This is a genomic window from Mycolicibacterium chitae, from assembly GCF_900637205.1.
GTDB classification, from domain to species: Bacteria; Actinomycetota; Actinomycetes; order Mycobacteriales; family Mycobacteriaceae; genus Mycobacterium; species Mycobacterium chitae.
The window spans coordinates 1,601,546-1,619,523 of record NZ_LR134355.1 but is presented as its reverse complement, the minus strand read 5'-3'; the positions used below and the strand labels follow the sequence as shown (position 1 = coordinate 1,619,523).

Here is a 17,978-nt window from a genome sequence, read left to right as displayed (position 1 = left end):
AAACTCCGTGGGCCCCGGCTTGCGCCGAGGCCCACGGAGTTTCGTTCGTCTGCAGCTGTCAGAGCATCCAGGTCCACACCGACGGATCGGAGACCGGGTACTCGTTGCACACGTCGGTGGCGTGCGCGACGACGCCCTTGTTGTTGAAGAACAACTTGGCCCAGTTGCCCCAGCGGGTGGCCATCTGCTCGTAGTACACGTTGGTCGCGGTGTTCTCCGAGTACTGCCGGCGGGCCGGGTAATCGAGCGAGAAGAACCAGGAGATGCGGTCGCGGGCGCCCTGCTGGACGTCGGCGGGCCGGTTGTTGTAGTCGATCATGTAGCGCTCGTAGTACACCGGGCTGGTGTCGCGGGCCGCGGCCATGTACTGGTCCACGGTGCACGTGGTCTTCAGCATCCGATTGGGGATCGGGTAGTTGTCCGTCGAATCAGCGGCGGCGAGGGCGGGCGTGGTCGCCAGGACGGCGCCGGTGGCCAGCGCGCCGACTCCCGCGCGCAGCCAGAGCTTGGATCGCTTGAGGTTGAACATCACGTCTCCAGACGGTTGAATAAGGACGGTCAGCCGGCTTGCTCAGCGGGCAGGGCCGGTCCCGACGGGTCAGCGGGCGGGGCAACGGGCTGCCCGGCGGCCTGCTGCAGGACGTACTGCTTGGCCGGGCAATAGATCGGGATGGCCAAACCGAGGAACTGCCAAGCCTGCTCGGTGCTGGTGTCTCGGTTCAGCTGATCCGAGACGAACTCCGCCGATGCGAAAGCGTCCTTGTCCAAACCGCGGTCAAGGCGTTTGCAAGCAATTTTGGCGATCCAGGCGTTGTAATCCTTCTGCCCGTAGATGCCGTGAGTATGCAGCGCATTGGTGAAGTCGGTGTCCGGATCGGCGTTCGCCGGCGCGGCCAAACCCAGTGCCACAGCTACAGCGGCAAGCGCAATCGTGACTGCCTTCATGGTGGATATCTTAGCTTGCCTAATGCAGTGCTGTGCCCGTAACCCGTTCCGTTTGCACTGCTGCTTAGGCTGGACACATGAGCAGGCCCAAGCATTCCCACGTCAACGCCGATTTCGACGAACACGACGTCGTCGTCACGGAGCGGGCGAGCGAAGCCGCCGGCGTCAAAGCGGTACTGGTGGCGTTGCGCCGCGGCTGGGAACAGATGGGGCTGGTCCGCACCGCCGCCACCCTGACGCGGCTCAACCAGCGGCACGGCTACGACTGCCCGGGCTGCGCGTGGCCCGAGGAGCCGGGCGGCCGCCGGCCCGCCGAGTTCTGCGAGAACGGCGCCAAGGCCGTCGCCGAGGAGGCGACCAAGCGCACCGTCGGCCCGGAGTTCTTCGCCGCCCATTCGGTGGCCGACCTCGCCGCCAAGCCCGAGTACTGGCTCTCCCAGCAGGGCCGCCTGACCCATCCCGTGGTGCTGCGCCCCGGCGACACCCACTACCGCCCCATCTCCTGGGACGAGTCCTACCGGTTGATCGCCGAGCACCTCAACGCGCTCGACCATCCCGATCAGGCGGTGTTCTACACCTCGGGCCGCACCAGTAACGAGGCCGCGTTCCTCTACCAGCTGCTGGTGCGCAGCTTCGGCACCAACAACCTGCCGGACTGCTCCAACATGTGCCACGAGTCCTCGGGGACCGCGCTGACCGAGTCGATCGGCGTCGGCAAGGGGTCGGTCAGCGTGCTCGACCTCGAACACGCCGACTGCATCCTGATCGCCGGCCAGAACCCCGGCACCAACCACCCCCGCATGCTGTCGGTGCTGGAGAAGGCCAAGGCCAACGGCGCGAAGATCATCGCCGTCAACCCGCTGCCGGAGGCCGGCCTGATGCGGTTCAAGGATCCGCAGAAGGTCCACGGCGTGGTCGGCGGCGGGGTGTCCATCGCCGACGAGTTCGTGCAGATCCGCCTCGGCGGTGACATGGCGCTGTTCGCGGGGCTGGGCAAGCTGCTGCTCGAGGCCCATGACAAAACCGGCACCGTCCTCGATCGGGCGTTCATCGACGAGCACTGCGCCGGTTTCGCCGAGTACGAGGCGCAGACCCGCGCGGTCGACCTCGACACCGTCACCGAGGCCACCGGCGTCCCCCGCGCGCAGCTCGAACGCGTCGCGCAGACGCTCATCGCCTCGCAGCGCACCGTGTTCTGCTGGGCGATGGGCCTGACCCAGCACCGGCACGCGGTGGCGACCATCGGCGAGGCCACCAACGTGTTGTTGATGCGCGGCATGATCGGCAAGCCCGGCGCCGGCGTCTGCCCGGTGCGCGGGCATTCCAACGTGCAGGGCGACCGGACGATGGGCATCTGGGAGAAGATGCCCACGGCGTTCCACGACGCCCTGGACAGCCGATTCGGCATCACCACACCGCGCAAGCACGGCTACGACACGGTCGAGGCCATCCGCGCCATGCGCGACGGCCAGGCCAAGACGTTCCTGGCGATGGGCGGCAACTTCGTCTCGGCCTCGCCGGACACCGAGGTCACCGAGGCCGCGCTGCGCAATTGCGAACTGACCGTGCAGGTTTCGACCAAGCTCAACCGCAGCCACGTGGTGCACGGGCGCACCGCGCTGATCCTGCCCACCCTGGGCCGCACCGACCGCGACGTCCAGGCCGGCGGCAAACAGCTGGTGTCCGTGGAGGATTCGATGTCCATGGTGCACCTGTCCCGCGGGCGGCTACGGCCGGCCAGCGACCAACTGCGCAGCGAGGTCGCCATCGTCTGCCAGCTGGCCCGCACCGTGCTCGGTCCCGAGCATCCGGTGCCGTGGGAATCCTTCGTCGAGGACTACGACCGGATCCGCGACGCGATCGCCGACGTGGTCCCCGGCTGCGCCGACTACAACACCCGGGTCCGCCAGCCCGACGGCTTCCAGCTGCCCCACCCGCCGCGGGATTCGCGCGAATTCCCCACCGTCACAGGCAAGGCCAACTTCGCGGTCAATCCACTGGAGTGGGTGCCCATCCCGCCGGGGCGGCTGGTGCTGCAGACGCTGCGCAGCCACGACCAGTACAACACCACCATCTACGGTCTCGACGACCGCTACCGCGGCGTGAAGGGCGGACGCCGGGTGGTGTTCGTCAACCCCAACGACATCGCCGCGATGGGGATCCCCGACGACGCCCGCGTCGACCTGATCTCGGAGTTCACCGGGGACGACGGGTCGCTGCAGGAACGGCGCGCCAAGGATTTCCTGGTGGTGCCGTTCTCCACGCCGATGGGCAACGCCGCGGCCTACTACCCCGAGACCAATCCGCTGGTGCCACTGGATCACACTGCGGCCAAATCGAATACGCCGGTGTCCAAGGCCGTGGTGATCCGCCTGGAACCGGCCGCGGGGTCGGCATGGGGCGGGTAACCACCCGGCGGCGGATCGCGCATCTGTCCTCCGAGCAGATCACCGAGCGCCCCGACACGCTGGTGGTCGAGGAGCCGTTGGAGATCCGGCTGGGCGGCACCCCGCTCACCGTGACCATGCGCACCCCCGGCTCGGATGTCGAACTGGCGCAGGGCTTTCTGCTCACCGAGGGCATTATCGGCAGCCGCGACGACGTGGCCACGGTGCGGTACTGCCGCGGCGAGGTCGACGGCGCGAACACCTACAACGTCCTGGACGTCACGCTGGCCCCCGGCGTGCCGATGCCCGATGTGGACATGCGCCGCAACTTCTATGCCACCTCCTCGTGCGGGGTGTGCGGCAAGGCCGCGCTGGACGCCATCGCGACGGTCAGCCGGTACGGACCCGGCGACGACCCCACGGTGGTCGACAGCGCCGTCGTCGCCGAGCTGCCCGAGCAGCTGCGGAGCGCGCAGAAGGTGTTCGCGAGCACCGGCGGGCTGCACGGCGCGGGGCTGTTCACCGCGGCCGGTGAGCTGCTGGTGGCCCGCGAGGACATCGGCCGGCACAACGCCGTCGACAAGGTGCTGGGCTGGGCCGTCGAACAGGACCGCATCCCGCTGTCGGGCACCGTGCTGCTGGTCAGCAGCCGCGCCTCCTTCGAGCTGACGCAGAAGGCCGTGATGGCCGGGGTGCCGGTGCTGGCCGCGGTGTCGGCGCCGTCGTCGCTGGCGGTGGATCTGGCCCGGCAATCGGGCCTGACCCTGGTGGCGTTCCTACGCGGGGACTCGATGAACGTCTACAGCCGCCCGGACCGGATCAAGCACAGCTGAGGCTCTGGCCCAATATGCACTGCCCCGAAATGCACTCAGGGTCGTGACCCCCGCGGGAGTCACGACCCTGTGCGCAATATCGGTCTGTCTGGTCAGGCGCTCTTCTCGCGACGCTCGGCCCGCGAGGGCTTGCGCGGCACGATGGTCGGCAGCACGTTGTCCAGCACGGTCTCCTTGGTCACGACGACCTTGGCGACGTCGTCGCGGCTGGGGATGTCGTACATCGCCGGCTGCAGCACCTCTTCCATGATGGCGCGCAGGCCGCGGGCACCGGTGCCGCGATGGATGGCCTGATCGGCGATCGCCTCGAGGGCCTCCGGCGTCATCTCCAGCTCCACGCCGTCCATCTCGAAGAGTCGGGTGTACTGCTTCACCAGGGCGTTCTTCGGGGTGGACAGGATCTGCACCAGTGATTCCTTGTCCAGGTTGGTCACCGAGGCCACGACCGGCAGGCGGCCGATGAACTCCGGGATCAACCCGAACTTGATCAGATCCTCCGGCATCACCTCGGCGAAGTGATCCTGGGTGTCGATGTCGGCCTTGGAGTGCACCTCGGCGCCGAAGCCCAGGCCGCGCTTGCCGACCCGGTCCGACACGATCTTCTCCAGGCCCGCGAACGCACCGGCCACGATGAACAGCACGTTGGTGGTGTCGATCTGGATGAACTCCTGGTGCGGATGCTTGCGCCCGCCCTGCGGCGGCACCGAGGCCTGCGTGCCCTCGAGGATCTTCAGCAGCGCCTGCTGCACGCCCTCGCCGGAGACGTCGCGGGTGATCGACGGGTTCTCGCTCTTGCGGGCGATCTTGTCGACCTCGTCGATGTAGATGATGCCGGTCTCGGCGCGCTTGACGTCGTAGTCGGCGGCCTGGATCAGCTTCAGCAGGATGTTCTCGACGTCCTCGCCGACGTAGCCGGCCTCGGTCAGCGCGGTGGCATCCGCGATGGCGAACGGCACGTTGAGCATCTTGGCCAGGGTCTGGGCCAGGTAGGTCTTACCGCAACCCGTCGGGCCCAGCATCAAGATGTTGGACTTGGCCAGCTCGACGGTCTCGGCGCGGGAATCCCGGCCGCCCTTCTCGCCGGCCTGGATCCGCTTGTAGTGGTTGTAGACGGCCACCGCGAGCGTGCGCTTGGCGGTGTCCTGCCCGATCACATAGCTCTCGAGGAAATCGCGGATCTCGGCCGGCTTCGGCAGCTCGTCGAGCTTGACGTCGTCGGCGTCGGCCAGTTCCTCCTCGATGATCTCGTTGCACAGATCGATGCACTCGTCACAGATGTAAACGCCGGGGCCCGCAATGAGCTTCTTGACCTGCTTCTGACTCTTTCCGCAGAACGAGCACTTCAGCAGATCACCGCCGTCTCCGATGCGCGCCATAGTGGTGGTGTCCTACTTCCTGTAGCCGAATGTCGGTAGGTCTTCATCCCGACGCTACCCGCTAGACCCGAGTACGGGCGACCGATGAAGCGAATAGCGCCGTTGGTATTCCTCTGTGGCACGAAACATATCGCCTCAGGCGTCCCGTCGCGTGCGCAACGCGCTGCCGTGTCCCTGGCGTGTCGTCGCAGTTATCCGTTCGGGATGCGTGGCGACGACCCGCCCGGGGGTCAGGCGGTCTGCGCCGAGAGCTTCCGGTACTCCAGCACGGTGTCGATGATCCCGTATTCCTTGGCCTCCTCGGCCGTCAGGATCTTGTCGCGGTCGGTGTCCTTGCGGATCTGCTCGGGCGACTTGTTGGTGTGCCGCGCCAGCGTGGTGTCCATCAGGGTGCGCATCCGCTCGATCTCGGCGGCCTGGATCTCGAGGTCGGAGACCTGGCCCTGGATGGCCCCGCCGACGGCCGGCTGGTGGATCAGCACGCGCGCGTTCGGCAGCGCCATGCGCTTGCCCGGGGTGCCCGCGGCCAGCAGCACCGCCGCGGCCGAGGCGGCCTGGCCCAGGCACACGGTCTGGATGTCGGCGCGGACGTACTGCATGGTGTCGTAGATCGCCATCAGCGAGGTGAACGAGCCACCCGGGGAGTTGATGTACATCGTGATGTCGCGGTCGGGATCCAGCGACTCGAGCACCAGCAGCTGGGCCATGATGTCGTTGGCCGACGCGTCGTCCACCTGCACCCCGAGGAAGATGATGCGCTCCTCGAAGAGCTTGTTGTACGGGTTGGACTCCTTGACGCCGAAGCTCGAATGCTCGATGAACGACGGCAGGATGTAGCGCGACTGCATCGGATTCACGGCGGCGCCGTGGACTGGCTGACTCATGAGGCACTCCCGTTCAGGTGGGCGCGGGTGATGATGTGGTCGACGAAGCCGTACTCGAGGGCTTCCTGCGAGGTGAACCAACGGTCGCGGTCGGCGTCGGCCTCGATCCGCTCGAGGGTCTGGCCGGTGAACTCCGCGTTGAGCCGGTTCATCTCCTTCTTGGTCAGCGCGAACTGCTCGGCCTGGATGGCGATGTCCGCGGCGCTGCCGCCGATCCCCGCCGACGGCTGGTGCATCATGATCCGCGCGTGCGGCAGGGCGAAGCGCTTGCCCTTGGTGCCGGCCGCGAGCAGGAACTGCCCCATCGACGCCGCCAGCCCCATGGCGTAGGTGGCCACCTCGCACGGTGCGAGCACCATGGTGTCGTAGATGGCCATGCCGGCCGTCACCGAACCACCCGGCGAGTTGATGTAGAGGTTGATGTCCTTGGTCGGATCCTCGGCGGCGAGCAGCAGAATCTGCGCGCACAGCCGATTGGCGATGTCGTCGTCGACCTGGGTGCCCAGGAAGATGATCCGCTCGGCCAGCAACCGCTCATAGACCGAATCGGTGAGGTTCAAGCCCATGCCACCGGAACGCATGTCAGTCACGACGGGTTACCTGCTTTCTCGTATGGGTATTGCTCGACACTAACCAAACCGCGGCACCGCGCGTTCCGCAGGACGCGCGCTTTCGCTCTAGGCGTTATTTCGCCTCGGCGGCCTCGGTGGCCTCGGCAGCGTCGTCGGCGGCGTCCTCACCAGCGTCGGCGTCGTCCTCGGCAGCCTCGCCGTCCTCGGCGCGGCCGAAGAACTCGCTGGTGTCGACGACATTGCCGTCGGTGTCGGTGACGTTGGCCGCCTCGACCACCGCGGCGACCGTCAGGCCGCGGCGCACGTCGGCGTACATCGCCGGCAGCTGGTTGTTCTGCTGCAGCACCTGGATGAGCTGCTGCGGCTCGATGCCGTACTGACGCGACATCAGCATCAGACGCTCGGTGATGTCGTTCTGCCCGACCTGGATCTCCAGGTCGTCGGCCAGCGCGTCCATCAGCAGCTGGGTCTTGACGGCCTTCTCGGCGTTGGTGCGGGACTCGGCGTCGAACTCCTCACGCGAGGAGCCCTGCTCCTTGAGGTTCTCCTCGAACTTGGCCTCGTCGTGGTCCAGCCCGTGGATGGCGTTGTGCAGGGTGTCGTCGATCTGCGCCTGCACGATCTGCTCCGGCAGCGGCACCTCGACCTGCTCCAGCAGGGCCTCGAGGGCGTTGTCGCGGATCTTCTCGGCCTGCTGGATGCGCTTGAGCCGCTTGACCTGCTCGGTCAGGTCGGCCTTCAGCTCGTCGATGGTGTCGAATTCGCTTGCCAGCTGGGCGAACTCGTCGTCGGCCTCGGGCAGCTCGCGCTCCTTGACCGACGCCACGGTGACGGTGACCTCGGCCTCCTGACCCGCGTGCGGGCCGGCGACCAGCGTGGTGGTGAAGGTCTTGGTGTCCTCGGCGGACATCCCGACCAGCGCGTCGTCGAGGCCCTCGATCAGCTGGCCGGAGCCGACCTCGTGGGACAGGCCCTCGGTCTTGGCCTCCGGCACGTCCTCGCCGTCGACGGTGGCCGACAGGTCGATCGAGACGAAGTCGCCCTCGGCGATCGGCCGGTCGACGCCGGTCAGGGTGCCGAAGCGCGCGCGCAGCGACTGCAGTTCCTTGTCGACGTCCTCGTCGGCGACCTCGATCGCGTCCACGGTGATCTTCAGCGCGCTCAGGTCCGGCAGCGTGATCTCCGGGCGGATGTCGACCTCGGCGGTGAACACCAGTTCCTCGCCGTCCTCGATCTTGGTGATCTCGATCTCGGGCTGACCCAGCGGCTTGACGTCGGTGGTGGTCACGGCCTCGCTGTAGCGGCTGGGCAGCGCGTCGTTGACGACCTGCTCGAGCACCGCACCGCGGCCGATGCGGGCCTCGAGCAGCTTGCGCGGCGCCTTGCCGGGCCGGAAGCCGGGCAGGCGGACCTGCTGGGCGAGCTGCTTGAACGCGCGGTCGAAATCGGGCTCGAGCTCGGCAAACGGCACCTCAATGTTGAGGCGTACCCGCGTGGGGCTCAGTTGCTCGACAGTGCTCTTCACGGGTACTCCTATGACGTTTCTGTTCGGTCGGGGTGGTGCTCTGTCGGGGTGACAGGATTTGAACCTGCGGCCTTCCGCTCCCAAAGCGGATGCGCTACCAAGCTGCGCTACACCCCGATACGGCCCTCCAGCGAAGCGAAAAGCCCTCGGCATCCTACGGCCTACATGCGGCGCAAGGCCAAGTCACGGCGGACAGCCGGGATCTGTCCTGGACCGGATTGGATATGATCTTGGCCGGGCCGTACAGTTTTGGCTCGTGCAGTACACGCGGGCGTAGCTCAATGGTAGAGCCCTAGTCTTCCAAACTAGCTACGCGGGTTCGATTCCCGTCGCCCGCTCCAGAAAATCAACAGGTCAGGCCGTTTTTGCGGCCTGACCTGTTGTTTTGCGTCCGACCTCCGGCCTCAGACCGCTCTGCCCTCCACCAGGCTGAGCGGCGCGGCGGTGGGAACCACTCGGGTCATCCGGAACCCGGCGCGCTGCAACAGGGCGCCGTGTTCGTCGGCCGTGCGTTCCCGCGCGGCGAGATTGACCAGCATCTCGATGTCGGTCCACTTCCCGGGGAACGACCGCTGATGCGCCGGGATCACCGCCTCGACGAGCACCAGCGTGGCACCGGGTTCGGCCGCGGCGCGGATGTTGCTCAGGATCGCCACGGCCTCGTCGTCGGGCCAGTCGTGAATGATGCTCTTGAGCACGTAGAGGTCACCCTTGGCGGGCGCGGCCTCGAAGAACGACCCGGCCTGCACGCGCACCCGGTCGGCCACACCGTGTTCGCCCAGCAGGGCCGGGGCGCCGGCCACCACGGGCGGCAGGTCGTAGAGCACGCCCTGGGAGGCGGGCGCGGCGGCCAGGATCGCGGCCAGCAGTCGACCGTGCCCGCCGCCGACGTCGGCGATGGTCGGGAACGCGGCGAAGTCATAGGCGGCCACCACCGGCGCGATCGCCAACTCGGAGATGCTGGTCATCGCATCGTTGAAGATCCCGGCCAACTCGGGCTCCTCGAGCAGGTACTCGAAGGTCGGCTTGCCGCGCAGCGCGGGGACGACGGCCTTCCCGGTGCGGACCGCGTCGACCAGGTGGCTCCAGTGCTCGCGGTGGGCGGGCGCCCCGACGAAGCGTGCCATGCCCGCCACCGACACCGGGGCGTCACGGCGCAGCGAGTCCGCCAACGGGTTGAGGGCGAAGCGACCGTCGCGCCGCTGGGTGAAGACGCCCTCGCCGATCAGCGCGCGCAGCAACCGCCCCAGGGCATCCGGGTCCGCCTCGACGCGGCGCGCCAGTTCGTCGATGGGCAGCGGGCCGTCGGCCAGGGCGTCGGCGACCCCCAACTCGGCCGCCACGGCGATGCCCTGGGCCACCCAGGCCCCGAAGATCATTTCGAGCATCGCGGCCGGCGCCGGGGCGCTGCGTTGGTGCAGGCGGGACAGTATGTGCCGGAAGCGTTCTGCCACGCGAGCGACCCGCGCCGGTGGCACACCAGGTGAATTCACCAGCTGAACTTAGAGCAGCCTGACCGCCGCGGCGGGCCTTAATTTCCTGGGAGTTTCCTCCGAATTCTCGGGTCACGCGCGGGTCTCGAAACGCTTCCAATCCGCTGCCGACACTCGCCTCGCCCCGCGCGGCGCCCCTACATTCGGCGCAGGGGTCAACAGCCGACGACAACACCGTCGCGGCTGCCCGCCTGCTGTTCTGGAGTCCCATGCCCCACCCCGTCACCATCGAGGGCACCCACGCGCCGGAGTTCGACCGGGTCCGCGCCGCCTTCGAGGACAACTTCACCGCCCGCGACGAGGTCGGCGCCGCCGTCGCGGTCTGGGTCGACGGCCAACTCGTCGTCAACCTCTGGGGCGGGCACGCCGATGCCGCGCGGCGCCGGCCGTGGCGACAGGACACGCTGGCTAGCGTCTTCTCCGGCAGCAAGGGCCTGACCAGTACGTGTGTGCACCTGCTGGCCGACCGCGGCGAAATCGACCTCGACGCCCCCGTCGCCCGGTACTGGCCGGAGTTCGCCCAGGCCGGCAAGCAGGACATCACCGTCGCGATGGTGCTCGGTCACCGCTCCGGGGTGATCGGTCCCCGCGAGCCGATGGATTGGCACGAGGTCGCCGACTGGGACACCGTCTGCGCGCGGATCGCCGCGGCCGAACCGTGGTGGGCCCCGGGCACCGGGCAGGGCTATCAGGTGGTGACGTTCGGCTTCATCCTCGGCGAGGTGGTGCGTCGCGTCACCGACCGCACCCTGGGCCAGTACCTGCGCACCGAGATCGCCGAGCCGATCGGCGCCGACGTGCACATCGGGCTGCCCGCCCGCGAACACCACCGGTGCGCGGAGATGGTGAACAAGCCGACGGTGCGCAACCTGCTGCGCGACGCCGGCCTCACCGATCCGCCCCGCGCGCTGCACGATCACCCGATGGCCGGCTGGGCGGTGTCGATGAACTTCCTGCCCGACGACGAGTTGGGCGTGCACGCCATCGACACCTGGCGCAGCGCGGAGTTCCCCAGCACCAATGCGCACGTCTCGGCGCTGGGCATGGCGACGGTCTACAACGCGATGGCGTGCGAGAAGCTGCTGAGCCGAGAGCACATGCAACGAGTTCGCCTGTCGCAGGGCGGATTCGACGCCGACCTGGTGCTGGGCCCGCGGGTGGCCGACCACGGCTGGGGCCTGGGCTACATGCTCAACCAACGCGGGGTGGCCGGACCGAACCTGCGCAGCTTCGGGCACGGCGGCTCGGGCGGGTCGTACGCGTTCGTCGACCTCGAGCACCGCATCGGCTACGCCTACGTGATGAACTTCTTCGACGCCACCAAGTGCAACGCCGACCCGCGCACCGTGGCCCTGTCCGACGAGGTGTACGCCGCACTCGGCATCCGCGCGGAGTGAGATTCGCGTTCCGCGAAACCGCCGGACTCCCTCGGTAGTCTGGACCCATGAACGGCGCCCTGCTGATCCTGCTCCTTGTCGTTGTCGGCGCGATCGGGCTGGTGGTCTACAGCTCGTCGCAGGCCTCCGGACGACGGGCGGAGGTCTCGCTGGACGACGCCCGCGCCGACGCCCGGCGCGTGATCGAGCGCCTGGGCGGGCAGGTGCTCAACCTGTCGGGCAACGACGACGCCTCCAAGCAGGCGATGGCCGACGCGTCCGAGCGTTATACGGCCGCGTCGTCGGCGATCGAGCAGGCGACCACCCCCAAGCAGGCGATGCTGGCCAAGGAAAGCGCGCTCGAGGGCCTCTACTACGTGCGCGCCGCGCGCACCGCGATGGGCATGGATCCCGGACCGGAACTGGAATCGCTGGCCGGACAGTCGTCCGCGGGCCGGGTCACCGAGGACCGTCGCGTCGAGTTCGAGGGCCGGCAGATCGAGGCCTCCCCCGGCCCGACCGCCCGGACCCCGAACTACTACCCCGGCGGCCGCGTGGCCGGGCGCCCGGTGCCCGCGGGCTGGTACTCCGAGCCGTGGTGGAAGCCCGCGCTGGTCGCCGGCGCCTGGGGCCTGGGCTCGGTGCTGCTGTTCAACGCGATGTTCTCCGGCATGAGCGGTGTCGGCTATGACGCGCAGGCCTTCGAGAGCGGTTACGGCGACGGGTTCGATCAGGGCTACGACGCGGGCATGGACTCCGGCGGCGACTTCGGCGACGGCGGCGGCTGGGACAGCGGCGGCGACGGGGGCGGCTGGGGCGACTTCGGCGGCGGCGACTTCGGTGGCGGGGACTTCGGCGGGTTCGACTTCTAGGACTGACAGCCCGGGCACCAGAACAGGTTGCGCCCTTCCAGCACGGCGGTGCGCACCTCGGTGCCGCACAGCCGGCACGGCTCCCCGGCGCGGCGATACACATAGGTCCGCGGCCGCCCCGGGCCGTAGGCCGGCGCGCCGTGGTCGTCCTCGGGCCGGATCACGATGATCTTCCCGCGCCGCACCCCGATCTTCATCAGCGCCACCAGGTCCGCCCACATCTGCGCGAACTCGTCGGCCGTGATCGAGGTCCCGGGCCGGAACGGGTCGATGCCGTGCCGGAACAGCAGCTCGCTGCGGTAGATGTTGCCCGCCCCGGCGAGCACCGACTGATCCATCAGCAGCGCGGCAATCGACCTGCGGGACTTGCTGATTCGTTGCCATGCCAGCGACGGGTCGGCGTCGGGCCGCAGCGGGTCGGGACCCAGGCGGGCCAGCACGTCGGGCACCTCGGCCTCCTCGATCACCTCGCAGATCATCGGCCCGCGCAGGTCGGTGCCGTACTCGGTGCCGATCATGCGCATCCGGACCTGCCCCACCGGGTCGGGGATGTCACCGGTCGCGAATTCGGTGAAGGTGCCGTAGATGCCGAGGTGAACGTGCACCACCTTGGCGCCCTCGTAGTGATGGAACAGGTGCTTGCCCCAGGCGTCGGCCTTGCGCAGCACGCGCCCGTCGACCAGGGCCGCACCGTCGGTGAACCGGCCCTGCGGGCTGCCGACGCGCACCGGTGCGCGGCCGAACCGTCGCTGGTGCAGCCGGGCGAGCCGGTGCAGCGTGTGGCCCTCGGGCATGGGGTGCGGTCAGGCGCCGGGGACCGCGGGCGCGTCGTGCGTCTTCTCGTACTCGGCGAGGATGTCGATGCGCCGCTGATGCCGTTCGGCCTCCGACCACGGGGTGGCCAGGAACGCGTCGACGATGGCCAACGCCTCTTCCTCGGTGTGCATCCGGCCGCCGATGCCGATCAGCTGGGCGTTGTTGTGCTGCCGGGCCAGTTCCGCGGTCTCGACGCTCCAGGCCAGCGCGCACCGGGCGCCGGGCACCTTGTTCGCCGCGATCTGCTCGCCGTTGCCCGAGCCGCCGAGCACGATGCCCAGGCTGCCCGGGTCCGCGACGGTCTTGGCCGCGGCCGCGATGCAGAACGCGGGGTAGTCGTCCTCGGCGTCGTACTCGAAGGCGCCGCAGTCGATCGGCTCGTGCCCCTTGGACTTGAGGTGGTCGACGATGGCAGCTTTGAGTTCGTAGCCGGCGTGATCGGCACCGAGGTAGACGCGCATGGCGGTTACCCTAACCGCTGCCCAGGTCCCCCCGCGAACGCGCTCGGGCCGGGCTACCCCGCGCGGCGCCGGGCCAACCGGCGGCGGCCGCCGCCGTCGCGGATCAGGGTCTCGTTGATCTTCAGCGTGCCCAGCACCGGCAGCCCGAGCCGGCGGCGCAGCCGGAAGTCGGCCACCTGCAGACGGTAGGCCAGTTGCATCGCGAACGGGTTGATCACCGGGTCGACGCGGCGCAGCACCGCCAGTACCCGGTCGAACCGGCGTTGGTCGGCCGCGGTCCAGTCCCACCCCATCAGCGCGCGGAACTCCGGTGGCAGCGTCGCGCGGGTCATGAACCGGTAGGCCGGCCCCGGCAGCCACGCCAGCGCGTATCCGATTGCGCCCCAGGCCTCCCCGACGAACGTCAGGTCCGACAGGGTCTCGAACTCGCGGTGCACCACGGGATCGATGGACAGCTGCGGCAGCGTGGCGTCCCAGCGGGCGCGGTATTCGGCCCAGGTCTGCGGCCACTCGCCGGGTTGCACGTTGACGCCGGTGGCCAGCGGTTCGGCCGCCTTGGTCAGCGTGTCCAGGGTGGCCTCGTCGAGCGGGCCGTACACGAAGGTGTACTGGTCCACGTAGTACTTGAACAGGCACATCGCGACCCAGATCTGCAGCTCGCGGCTGTTGCCGCTGTAGCGGACGGGGCTCTCGGCCCGGGAGTACACCTCTTTGTGGACCTCGGCGACGGCGCTGCGCATGACGTCGCGGTCCTCGTCGCTGCCCAACACCGACAGCGCGAGGTACTGCCCCGTGGTGCGCGCTCGCTTGAGCGGGTAGCGCCGGGGGCTGCCCGACTGCACGCGGCTCTCGCTCACGCCGTGGCCGACCGGTGGCAGCGACAGCTGCATGATGATGTTCGCGACGCCGTTGGTCAGGCCGATCGTGGTCATCAGATCCCGCAACTCCCGCGGCGCTCGGCGCCGGGCCCGGGGGCGGTTCCGGCTTCGGATCGGCACGCTCATGGTGTCCCTCGCAATCTGATAACCGATGTTCTCAGATTGTGCGTGGAGTTTGCTGCGGTTGTCAATGACCGGTTCTCGCCGCCGACGGGTCAGCCCGCCGGCGGCGAGGCGGGCCTCAGTCGAACTCGGGGGACTCGGTGCGCGAACGCTTGAGCTCCCAGAAGTGCGGGTACGCGGCGAAGATCACCGAGGCGTCCCACAGCTTGCCGGCCTGCTCACCGCGCGGAATCCGCGACAGCACCGGGCCGAAGAACGCGACCCCGTTGACGTGGATGGTGGGCGTGCCGACGTCGTCGCCGACGGCATCCATCCCGGCGTGGTGGCTCTTGCGCAGCGCCTCGTCGTACTTGTCGGTGGTGGCGGCCTCGGCCAGTTCGGCGGGCAGGCCGACCTCGGCCAGGGACTTGGCGATGACGTCGGCGAAGTCCTTGTTGCCCTTGTTGTGGATCTGCGTGCCCATCGCGGTGTAGAGCGGCCGCAGGATCTCCGGGCCCTTGGCCTGCTCGGCGGCGATCGCGACGCGCACCGGGCCCCACGCCTGCTTCATCCGCTCCTGATAGTCCTCGGGCAGATCGCGGCCCTCGTTGAGCACCGCGAGGCTCATCACGTGGAACTTCACCTCGATGTCGCGGACCTTCTCCACCTCGAGGATCCAGCGCGAGGTGATCCAGCACCACGGGCACAGCGGATCGAACCAGAATTCTGCGACATCTTTGGCGGGCACGAGAGCATCCTTTCGACGGCGTGGGGGCCACTCCCCCGGTTCACACAACTGCGTGTACCCGGCAAGTGTTCCCCAGTGCCGACTAATGTTGGCGAGCGTGGCACTTCCGAATCTGACTCATGACCAGGCCATCGAACGGGCCGCGCTGATCACCGTCGACAGCTACCGCATCACGCTGGATGTCACCGACGGCAACGGCGCCCCCGGCGAGCGCACCTTCCGCTCGATCACCACCGTCGAGTTCGCCGCGCTGGCCGGCGCCGACAGCTACCTGGACCTCGCCGCGGACCGCATTCGCAGCGCCACGCTCAACGGCCACGACATCGACGTCTCCGGCTACGACGAGTCCACCGGCATCCCGCTGCGGGGCCTCGCCGAGCACAACGTCGTCGTCGTCGACGCGGACTGCCTCTACTCGAACACCGGCGAGGGCCTGCACCGCTTCGTCGACCCCGTCGACGGCGAGGTGTACCTGTACTCGCAGTTCGAAACCGCCGACGCCAAGCGGATGTTCGCGTGCTTCGACCAGCCCGACCTCAAGGCCGCCTTCGACGTCACCGTCACCGCGCCCGCGCACTGGGAGGTGATCTCCAACGGCGCCACCACGCTGGTCGAGGACGGCGACGGCGGCGCCAAGGTGCACACCTTCGCCACCACGCCGCGGATGAGCACCTACCTGGTGGCGCTGATCGCCGGGCCGTACGCGGTGTGGCGCGACGTGTACACCGACGAGCACGGCGAGATCCCGCTGGGCTTGTTCTGCCGCGCCTCGCTGGCCCAGTACATGGACCACGAGCGGTTGTTCACCGAGACCAAGCAGGGATTCGGCTTCTACCACAAGAACTTCGGCATTCCCTACGCGTTCGGCAAGTACGACCAGCTGTTCGTCCCGGAGTTCAACGCCGGTGCCATGGAGAACGCCGGGGCGGTCACGTTCCTCGAGGACTACGTGTTCCGGTCCAAGGTCACCCGCTACTCCTACGAGCGGCGCTCCGAGACCGTGCTGCACGAGATGGCGCACATGTGGTTCGGCGACCTGGTGACCATGACCTGGTGGGACGACCTGTGGCTCAACGAGTCGTTCGCGACGTTCGCCTCCGTGCTCTGCCAGGCGGCGGCCACCGAATACACCGAGGCCTGGACGACTTTCGCCAACGTGGAGAAGTCGTGGGCCTACCGGCAGGACCAGCTGCCGTCGACGCACCCGGTCGCCGCGGACATCCCCGACCTGGCCGCCGTCGAGGTCAACTTCGACGGCATCACCTACGCCAAGGGCGCCAGCGTGCTCAAGCAGCTGGTGGCCTACGTCGGCGAGGAGTCCTTCCTGGCCGGCCTGCGTGACTACTTCCGCGACCACGCGTTCGCCAACGCCACCTTCGGGGATCTGCTGGGCGCGCTGGAGAAGTCGTCGGGCCGCGACCTGTCGGGGTGGGGCCGGCAGTGGCTCAAGACCACCGGCCTGAACACGCTGCGCCCCGAGTTCGACGTCGACGGCGACGGCAGGTTCACCCGGTTCGCGGTGCTGCAGAGCGGGGCGGCGCCGGGCGCCGGCGAGACCCGGGTGCACCGGCTGGCCGTCGGCATCTACGACGACGACGGTTCCGGCAAGCTGGTCCGGGTCCACCGCCACGAGCTCGACGTCGAAGGCGAGGCGACCGAAGTTCCCGAGCTGCAGGGTGTTTCGCGCGGCAAGCTGATCATCGTCAACGACGACGACCTGACCTACTGCTCGCTCCGGCTGGACCCGGAATCGCTCGAGACGCTGCTGAACCGCATCGCCGACATCGCCGATCCGCTGCCCCGCACCCTCGCGTGGTCGGCGGCCTGGGAGATGACCCGCGACGCGGAGCTGAAGGCCCGCGACTTCATCGCCCTGGTGCTGCGCGGCATCGGCGCCGAGACCGAAGTCGGTGTGGCCCAACGCCTGCTGCTGCAGGCGCAGACCGCGCTGGGCTCCTACGCCGAACCCGGGTGGGCGAAGGCCGAGGGCTGGCCGGCGTTCGCCGACCGCCTGGTCGAGCTGGCCCGCGCCGCCGAGCCCGGCTCGGATCACCAGTTGGCGTTCGTCAACTCGCTGTGCACGTCGTCGGTGCTCTCGACGCCACACACCACCCTGCTCGCCGACCTGCTGGACCAGGACCCCGCCGACCACGGGTTGGCCGGTCTGGTGATCGACACCGACCTGCGCTGGCGCATCGTCACGGCGCTGGCCGGTGCCGGCCGGATCGACGCCGACGGGCCCGAGACCCCCTTCATCGACGCCGAGGCCGAGCGGGACAACACCGCCGCGGGCAAGCGCAGCGCGGCGGCCGCGTCGGCGGCGCGCCCGCAGGCCGCGGTCAAGGACGCCGCCTGGGAACAGGTGATCGAGGACGACACCCTGGCCAACATCACCGCCCGGGCGATCATCACCGGGTTCGTCGCACCGGGTCAGGCCGAGGTGCTGCGCCCGTTCTCGCAGCGGTACTTCGAGGCGATCCGCGGGGTCTGGGAGCGGCGGTCCAGCGAGGTGGCGCAGACGGTGGTCATCGGGCTGTACCCGGGCTGGGACATCAGCGACGCCGCCGTCGACGCGGCGGACCGCTTCCTGGCCGATCCCGAGTTGCCGTCGGCGCTGCGCCGGCTGGTGGTCGAGGGGCGTGCCGGGGTGGTGCGGGCCCTGCGGGCGCGGCAGTTCGACGCCGGCTGACGGGCGCGAGCGTGCGCAGGA

General features: G+C 68.9%; 16 protein-coding genes and 2 tRNA genes. 6 read left to right on the top strand and 12 right to left on the bottom strand.

The window, feature by feature from the left end; all coding sequences use genetic code 11:
- Positions 1–58: 58 nt before the first annotated feature.
- Both EL338_RS07805 and EL338_RS07800 read right to left on the bottom strand, forming a co-directional pair.
- Entirely contained in the window at positions 59–529 is a 471-nt protein-coding gene (locus tag EL338_RS07805) for a DUF5078 domain-containing protein (protein ID WP_126333202.1), read from the bottom strand.
- Positions 530–558: 29 nt separating this feature from the next.
- Positions 559–945: a DUF732 domain-containing protein gene (locus tag EL338_RS07800; protein ID WP_126333201.1), complete on the bottom strand. Its 387-nt coding sequence runs from the start codon at positions 943–945 to the stop codon at positions 559–561.
- A gap of 77 nt (positions 946–1,022) precedes the next feature.
- Between EL338_RS07800 and EL338_RS07795 the strand changes: the two genes are divergently transcribed.
- Together EL338_RS07795 and fdhD are read left to right on the top strand one after the other, a co-directional pair.
- The gene (locus EL338_RS07795) at positions 1,023–3,353 is read left to right on the top strand and encodes an FdhF/YdeP family oxidoreductase (protein WP_126333200.1); all 2,331 of its coding nucleotides are present in this window, start codon (positions 1,023–1,025) and stop codon (positions 3,351–3,353) included.
- Positions 3,341–4,165 carry a formate dehydrogenase accessory sulfurtransferase FdhD gene (gene fdhD, locus EL338_RS07790; RefSeq protein ID WP_126333199.1) on the top strand — a complete coding sequence of 275 codons (825 nt, stop codon included), beginning with the start codon at positions 3,341–3,343 and terminating at the stop codon, positions 4,163–4,165. The genes EL338_RS07795 and fdhD overlap by 13 nt, the downstream gene beginning before the upstream one ends.
- Before the next feature lie 92 nt (positions 4,166–4,257).
- Here the strand turns inward: fdhD and clpX are convergent, their stop codons facing one another.
- The 5 genes from clpX to EL338_RS07765 all read right to left on the bottom strand — a co-directional run bounded on the left by clpX (position 4,258) and on the right by EL338_RS07765 (position 8,639).
- Positions 4,258–5,541: an ATP-dependent Clp protease ATP-binding subunit ClpX gene (gene clpX, locus EL338_RS07785; RefSeq protein WP_126333198.1), complete on the bottom strand. Its 1,284-nt coding sequence runs from the start codon at positions 5,539–5,541 to the stop codon at positions 4,258–4,260.
- A gap of 230 nt (positions 5,542–5,771) precedes the next feature.
- Positions 5,772–6,389, bottom strand: a complete 618-nt coding sequence (locus EL338_RS07780; protein WP_179967257.1) for an ATP-dependent Clp protease proteolytic subunit — start codon at positions 6,387–6,389, stop codon at positions 5,772–5,774.
- A gap of 32 nt (positions 6,390–6,421) precedes the next feature.
- Positions 6,422–7,006 (bottom strand): ATP-dependent Clp protease proteolytic subunit, encoded by a 585-nt coding sequence (locus tag EL338_RS07775; RefSeq protein WP_163792329.1) that lies wholly within the window; start codon positions 7,004–7,006, stop codon positions 6,422–6,424.
- 103 nt (positions 7,007–7,109) lie between these two features.
- Complete coding sequence (tig, locus tag EL338_RS07770) at positions 7,110–8,522, bottom strand: trigger factor (protein ID WP_163792071.1); 1,413 nt, start codon at positions 8,520–8,522, stop codon at positions 7,110–7,112.
- A gap of 43 nt (positions 8,523–8,565) precedes the next feature.
- A tRNA-Pro gene (locus EL338_RS07765) sits at positions 8,566–8,639 on the bottom strand.
- Positions 8,640–8,789: 150 nt separating this feature from the next.
- Between EL338_RS07765 and EL338_RS07760 the strand changes: the two genes are divergently transcribed.
- Positions 8,790–8,863 (top strand) — tRNA-Gly (locus EL338_RS07760).
- 63 nt (positions 8,864–8,926) lie between these two features.
- Here EL338_RS07760 and EL338_RS07755 read toward each other — a convergent pair.
- A complete protein-coding gene (locus tag EL338_RS07755) occupies positions 8,927–10,015 on the bottom strand; it encodes a methyltransferase (RefSeq protein ID WP_163792069.1) in 1,089 nt (362 codons plus the stop codon).
- A 209-nt stretch (positions 10,016–10,224) separates the two neighbouring features.
- Here EL338_RS07755 and EL338_RS07750 point away from each other — a divergent pair, with 209 nt between their 5' ends.
- Together EL338_RS07750 and EL338_RS07745 are read left to right on the top strand one after the other, a co-directional pair.
- Positions 10,225–11,412 (top strand): serine hydrolase domain-containing protein, encoded by a 1,188-nt coding sequence (locus EL338_RS07750; RefSeq protein ID WP_126333195.1) that lies wholly within the window; start codon positions 10,225–10,227, stop codon positions 11,410–11,412.
- A 47-nt stretch (positions 11,413–11,459) separates the two neighbouring features.
- Positions 11,460–12,263, top strand: coding sequence for a DUF1542 domain-containing protein (locus tag EL338_RS07745; RefSeq protein ID WP_126333194.1), 804 nt, complete (start codon positions 11,460–11,462; stop codon positions 12,261–12,263).
- Here EL338_RS07745 and EL338_RS07740 read toward each other — a convergent pair.
- The 4 genes from EL338_RS07740 to EL338_RS07725 all read right to left on the bottom strand — a co-directional run bounded on the left by EL338_RS07740 (position 12,260) and on the right by EL338_RS07725 (position 15,268).
- On the bottom strand, positions 12,260–13,057 hold the full coding sequence (locus EL338_RS07740; RefSeq protein ID WP_126333193.1) for an Fpg/Nei family DNA glycosylase: 798 nt from the start codon (positions 13,055–13,057) through the stop codon (positions 12,260–12,262). The genes EL338_RS07745 and EL338_RS07740 overlap by 4 nt on opposite strands.
- A gap of 9 nt (positions 13,058–13,066) precedes the next feature.
- The gene (locus EL338_RS07735; RefSeq protein ID WP_126333192.1) at positions 13,067–13,540 is read right to left on the bottom strand and encodes a ribose-5-phosphate isomerase; all 474 of its coding nucleotides are present in this window, start codon (positions 13,538–13,540) and stop codon (positions 13,067–13,069) included.
- A 53-nt stretch (positions 13,541–13,593) separates the two neighbouring features.
- Complete coding sequence (locus EL338_RS07730; protein ID WP_235666401.1) at positions 13,594–14,472, bottom strand: oxygenase MpaB family protein; 879 nt, start codon at positions 14,470–14,472, stop codon at positions 13,594–13,596.
- Between the two features lie 187 nt (positions 14,473–14,659).
- Entirely contained in the window at positions 14,660–15,268 is a 609-nt protein-coding gene (locus EL338_RS07725; RefSeq protein ID WP_126333190.1) for a mycothiol-dependent nitroreductase Rv2466c family protein, read from the bottom strand.
- 97 nt (positions 15,269–15,365) lie between these two features.
- On the opposite strand from EL338_RS07725, the gene pepN reads away from it, so the two are divergent.
- The gene (gene pepN, locus EL338_RS07720) at positions 15,366–17,957 is read left to right on the top strand and encodes an aminopeptidase N (RefSeq protein ID WP_126333189.1); all 2,592 of its coding nucleotides are present in this window, start codon (positions 15,366–15,368) and stop codon (positions 17,955–17,957) included.
- Positions 17,958–17,978 lie beyond the last annotated feature (21 nt).